Origin of the sequence: Ornithinimicrobium sp., from assembly GCF_051004135.1 — a bacterium.
GTDB lineage: Bacteria > Actinomycetota > Actinomycetes > Actinomycetales > Dermatophilaceae > Ornithinicoccus.
In genome coordinates, this window is record NZ_JBPCKQ010000013.1 from 1 (window position 1) to 5,468 (window position 5,468).

The window sequence follows — 5,468 nt, forward strand, 5'->3', positions numbered from 1 at the left end:
GTCGGGTGCCCGAGCGTTTCCGACTTTGGTGGCGGGGTTCGGGCAGTGGAAGCAGTTGGGGCGGTCGGTGCTCGGTGGCCGCGGGACGCCCTTCGAGACCCGACGCGAGCAGGTCGAGGCTGAGGCGGCGCGGCTTGTGAGCCTCGGTGCTACGCGGCTGCGCACGATCGTGGAGGAGGATCTGAACCACTAGGCGGTGGCGTTGATCGATCCCGAGGGAAACGAGTTCGACATCAACTAGGGCGTCGCGGGCTCAGGCCCCGCCGCCCGCGGCTTTCCGCCGCATACGACCTAAGTTTCTTGCTCCGGCGCCCGCTTCGAGGAACCTCCGATTATCCGCTTTGCGTCACGTCGCTGCGGACATCCAGCAACTCCGCCGAAGCCGAACATTCGAGTGGGCCCGAACACCTCTCGGCGTTCGGGCCCACTCACGACTCACGGATCGATCAACTGCAGCCGCTGGTGCTTCCGCAACCCTCGCAGACGTAGCAGGAGCCGGCTGGGCGCATCTTGGTGCCACACGTCATACACATCGGCGCGTCGGCGGACTTGCCCTGCAACTGCTCCAGCAGCTCGGTGGAGGAGTGCACGCTCGGCTCGGCCTTACGGGCGTCGGCGGCGCCGGCCCCGGACTGCACCGCCGGTGAGTCGGCCGTGAGTGCCTGGCGCTTGCTGGCCGGTGCCGCGGACTGGCTGTAGCGCTCCAACTCGTCCTCGTAGTCCTCCTCCTCAGACGAGGCTGACTCTCCCGGCGCATACGAGCCGGTCTCCAGCTGCCGCTGACGCTCCTGCACGCTGTGGATGCCCATGAACGAGCGGGTCTCGAAGTCCATGTAGTCCAGTGCCAGCCGACGGAAGACGTAGTCCATCAGCGACTGCGACATCCGCACGTCCGGGTCGTCGGTCATGCCGGCGGGCTCGAAGCGCAGGTTGGTGAACTTCTCCACGAAGGTCTCCAGCGGCACGCCGTACTGCAGGCCCACCGAGACGGCGATCGAGAAGGCATCCATCACCCCAGCCAGGGTCGAGCCCTGCTTGCCGAACTTGAGGAAGAGCTCCCCGAGCTGGCCGTCGTCGTAGGTGCCGGCGGTCAGGTAGCCCTCGGCGCCGCCGACGGCGAACGACGTGGTCTGGCTGGTCCGGCGCTTGGGCAGCCGCTTGCGCACCGGGCGGTACTCCACGACCTTCTCGACCTTCGGCTCCGCCACCGACTCGTCGACCTTGGCGTCGTCCTTCTTGCCGTCCGAGAGCGGCTGGCCGACCTTGCAGTTGTCGCGATAGACCGCAAGCGCCTTGAGACCGAGCTTCCAGCCTTGCAGGTAGACGTCGGCGATGTCCTCGACGGTCGCCGACTCGGGCAGGTTGACGGTCTTGGAGATCGCCCCGGACAGGAACGGCTGAGCAGCCGCCATCATCCGCACGTGACCCATGGGCCTGATCGAGCGGGCACCCATCGCGCAGTCGAAGACTTCGTAGTGCTCCGGCTTGAGACCGGGTGCGTCGATGACGTGGCCCTTCTCGGCGATGAACTCCACGATCGCCTCGATGGTCTCCCCGGTGTAGCCGAGGTTCTTCAGCGCCCGCGGGATCGTCTGGTTGACGATCTGCATCGACCCACCGCCGACCAGCTTCTTGAACTTGACCAGCGAGAAGTCGGGCTCGATGCCCGTCGTGTCGCAGTCCATCATGAAGCCGATGGTGCCAGTGGGCGCGAGCACCGAGGCCTGCGCGTTGCGGTATCCGGCCTTCTCGCCACTCTTGACCACGGCGTCCCACGCCTTGGTGGCAGCCTTGTGGATGCCCTCGTCCATGGCATGCAGCGGGCGCAGTTCGTCGTTGGCGGCCTGGTGCTTGCGCATCACCCGCTTGTGCGCGTCCGCGTTGCGGGCGTATCCGGCATACGGTCCGACGACGCCGGCCAGCTCGGCTGAGCGCTTGTATGCAGCACCGGTCAGCAGCGAGGTGAACGCGGCGGCGAGCGCGCGACCGCCCTCGGAGTCGTAGCCTCGACCGGTGGCCATGAGCAGTGCGCCCAGGTTGGCGTAGCCGATGCCGAGCTGGCGGTAGTTGCGCGTGGTCTCCCCGATCGACTCGGTCGGGAAGTCGGCGAAGCAGATGGAGATGTCCATCGCGGTGATGACCAGCTCGATGACCTTCTGATAGGCCTCGACGTCGAACGTGTCGTCCTCGCGCAGGAACTTCAGCAGGTTGAGCGAGGCCAGGTTGCACGAGGAGTTGTCTAGAGAAACGTACTCTGAGCAGGGATTAGAAGCGGTAATCCGACCGGTCTCCGGATTGGTGTGCCAGTCGTTGATCGTGTCGTCGTACTGCAAACCCGGGTCGGCGCATGCCCACGCGGCCTGCGCCATCTTGTCGAACAGGCCTCGCGCATCGATGGTCTCGACCACCGAGCCGTCCTTGCGCGAGGTCAACCCGAACTCCGAGCCGTCCTCGACGGCCCGCATGAACTCATCGGTGACGCGGACCGAGTTGTTGGCGTTCTGGTATTGCACGGACACGATGTCCTTGCCGCCCAGGTCCATGTCGAAGCCGGCGTCACGCAGCGCGCGGATCTTGTCCTCCTCCACCATCTTGGTCTCGACGAACTCCTCGATGTCGGGGTGGTCGACGTCGAGCACGACCATCTTGGCCGCGCGACGGGTCGCGCCACCAGACTTGATGGTGCCCGCGGACGCGTCGGCGCCGCGCATGAACGACACCGGGCCGCTCGCGGTGCCACCGGAAGACAGCAGCTCCTTGGAGGAGCGGATGCGGGACAGGTTGAGGCCGGCCCCGGAGCCACCCTTGAAGATGAACCCCTCCTCCTTGTACCAGTTGAGGATCGAGTCCATCGAGTCGTCCACGGAGAGGATGAAACACGCTGACACCTGCTGCGGGCTCGGCGTGCCGACGTTGAACCACACCGGGGAGTTGAAGCTGAAGACTTGGTGCAGCAGCGCGTAGGTGAGCTCGTGCTCGAAGACCTCCGCGTCCTGGTCCGTCGCGAAGTACCCATGCTCCATACCCGCGCGGGTGTAGGTCAGCACCACACGGTCGATGAGCTGCTTGAGACCGGTCTCCCGCGCGTCGGTGCCGACGGCCCCCCGGAAGTACTTGGTGGTGACGATCGTCGAGGCGTTGGCCGACCAGAAGTCGGGGAACTCCACCCCATGCTGCTCGAAGATGACGTCGCCAGTCTTCCAGTTGGTCTGCACCACGTCGCGCTTCTCCCACGTGACCTGGTCGTAGGGGTGCTCCCCCGGCGTGGTGAAGATGCGCTCGATCGTCAGGCCCTTGTTGGCCCGGCGTGAGCGGGACTTGGCCCCGGTCGTCTCCGTCATATCCCTTGCTCCTTGTGCTTGGTAAGATGGGTTGAGCTGCTGTCGTGTCCCTATGAAGTAACGCTGTCAGCGACCACCGACATACCCCGCGTCGCGCTCGGCGCGCAGCAGGGTGATGGCCGCCTCGAAGTCCTGAAGTGAGTCGAATGCCTGGTAGACGGAGGCGAACCGCAGGTAGGCCACCTCGTCGAGCTCGCGCAGCGGAGCGAGGATGGCCAGGCCCACCTCGTGGGCGTCGACCTCGGCCTGCCCCAGCGAGCGGATGGTCTCCTCGACCGTCTGCCCCAGCCGCTGCAGGTCGTCCTCGGTGACCGGCCGGCCCTGACATGCCTTGCGCGCGCCGAGCAGGACCTTCTCCCGGCTGAACGGCTCGGTCGCCCCGGATCGCTTGATGACCGAAAGGGTCGCGGTCTCCACGGTGCCGAACCGGCGTCCGCACTCCGGACACTGGCGGCGCCGCCGGATGACGGTCCCCTCCTCCTGCACGCGGCTGTCCACGACGCGGGAGTCGGTATGCCGACAGAACGGACAGTGCATGGCTCCTCCTCGCGGGGACGAAGGCCCCCTGACCACCCTTGCGAGTGGCTGCCCTGGGTATGACGTTGGGGATGTCCTGTGGACGACGTGTGGATCACGTCGATCCTCTGTGCACAACATGTGGACGAACCACAGTGCTGTAACTACCAGATGTGGTGATGGTAGTCACGTCTCGTCTCCGATGGCAAGGGCACCGCCTGGCGCGTCGGCGTGTCGCGGGTCCGGCGCCGGAGCGGGTGCCAAGTCAGGCGCGGAGGGTATGCAGACGCGTGGCAGGGTCACTGCCGAACCAGTGACCCCTTCCCTCCCAGATGCCCAAACGGGGGTTGTGGACAACGCCAACGGTAGGTAAAAATCGTGCAGACTGTTCGAGGAAGAGTCGTCATCGCACCGGAGCGCGGACACACACGAAGGGGACCCCGTGAGAGCCAAGCGCGTGACCGCCGCCCTCAGCCTTGCCATCCTGGCCGGCGCGGGCTGCACGGGCCCGGGCCAACCGAGCCCTCCCCCGGAGCCGGTGGAGTCGCTTGGCGAGAGCAGCGCCACCTCGGAGCCGCCCCCGCCTGACACCGAGACCAAGACCGCAACGGCGACCTCCTCACCCACGACCAAGGCTGGAGGTGCACCTGAGCTTCCGCCCGAAGCCACCGAGCAGACAGAGGCCGGCGCAGAAGCCTTCGTCGCCCACTATTTCGATCTACTCAACTACGGAACCATGACACCAGACGCGGGTGCCTTGGCAAACACGGGCACCCCGCAGTGCCAAACGTGCGTCGCTTTCGAAGAGTCCCTCCAGTCCTTAGCGGAGGACGGCTTGCGAAGCGATGGACCCTCCATCGAGTTGCTGTCCGCGACAGCATCGGAGGTAGATGGGGAGGTCTTGGTGGAGACCATACTCAGCCAGATCAACCCTGCAGTACTGACGCTTGACGGTGACATCGAAAACCCGGCAGACCAACCGAGCGATGTGTCCTTTGCTCTAAGGCTGACTTGGACGGAGGCGGGATGGCGAATCGTCGAGATAGAATGATTTCAGCCGCGATTCTCATTCTTGCAAACATTCCTCTTCCCCTGCAATCCGACCCGGACGAGCGCAAGCCATGCAGTGTAATTGATTTCGAATGTCGACAGACCATGCGAGGTATTTTCTTCGCAACGGCGACCCAAACGTCCGGTCTCTCCGCTGAAGTTCCGGTCAGTTCCGACGGGACCCCCATCGCAGGCGCCAAGTACCAATACGTAGCAGTTATTGCGTGCGCCCAAAACACACCGCAGCAGCCGCGCTTGGAGCTCTGCGCTCTTGCGCTCGACCTGTGTGACCGCATCACGCCACCCGGGCCTGGTCCGCTGGCTTGGGTCTACCGCCGAGAAGTCGCCGCCGATGGAACTGAAGGTGCCTGGGCGGTCATCGGCACAACCTGCTTTGGTGGGTCCGTCCCACCGGAGTCCGGCGCAGCACCGATACTGACTGACGCCATGATCGAGGAGCAGTTTCACCAGACAGACTTCGCGCTGCCAGAGGCGGTGATGCAACCACCGGACAACCGCACGCTGGTCAACCTCCCTGTCTACTACCAGCTTGCCTGGCCA

At 65.2% G+C, this 5,468-nt stretch carries 4 protein-coding genes and 1 pseudogene; 3 read left to right on the forward strand and 2 right to left on the reverse strand.

Going from position 1 to position 5,468, the window contains the following annotated elements; all coding sequences use genetic code 11:
- Window positions 1–193 (forward strand): hypothetical protein (locus tag ACR2FV_RS00805; RefSeq protein WP_434013833.1); only part of this gene is annotated, 193 nt, incomplete at its 5' end.
- Window positions 194–446: 253 nt separating this feature from the next.
- On the opposite strand, the gene ACR2FV_RS00810 is transcribed toward ACR2FV_RS00805, so the two are convergent.
- Both ACR2FV_RS00810 and nrdR read right to left on the reverse strand, forming a co-directional pair.
- Window positions 447–3,341 (reverse strand): vitamin B12-dependent ribonucleotide reductase, encoded by a 2,895-nt coding sequence (locus ACR2FV_RS00810; protein WP_434013834.1) that lies wholly within the window; start codon window positions 3,339–3,341, stop codon window positions 447–449.
- Window positions 3,342–3,407: 66 nt separating this feature from the next.
- Window positions 3,408–3,878 (reverse strand): transcriptional regulator NrdR, encoded by a 471-nt coding sequence (nrdR, locus tag ACR2FV_RS00815; RefSeq protein WP_434013835.1) that lies wholly within the window; start codon window positions 3,876–3,878, stop codon window positions 3,408–3,410.
- Window positions 3,879–4,299: 421 nt separating this feature from the next.
- Here nrdR and ACR2FV_RS00820 point away from each other — a divergent pair, with 421 nt between their 5' ends.
- Both ACR2FV_RS00820 and ACR2FV_RS00825 read left to right on the forward strand, forming a co-directional pair.
- Window positions 4,300–4,908, forward strand: a complete 609-nt coding sequence (locus tag ACR2FV_RS00820) for a DUF6318 family protein (protein WP_434013836.1) — start codon at window positions 4,300–4,302, stop codon at window positions 4,906–4,908.
- Window positions 4,905–5,468: pseudogene (locus ACR2FV_RS00825) on the forward strand (hypothetical protein); the annotation flags it as partial. The gene ACR2FV_RS00820 and the pseudogene ACR2FV_RS00825, both read left to right, overlap by 4 nt.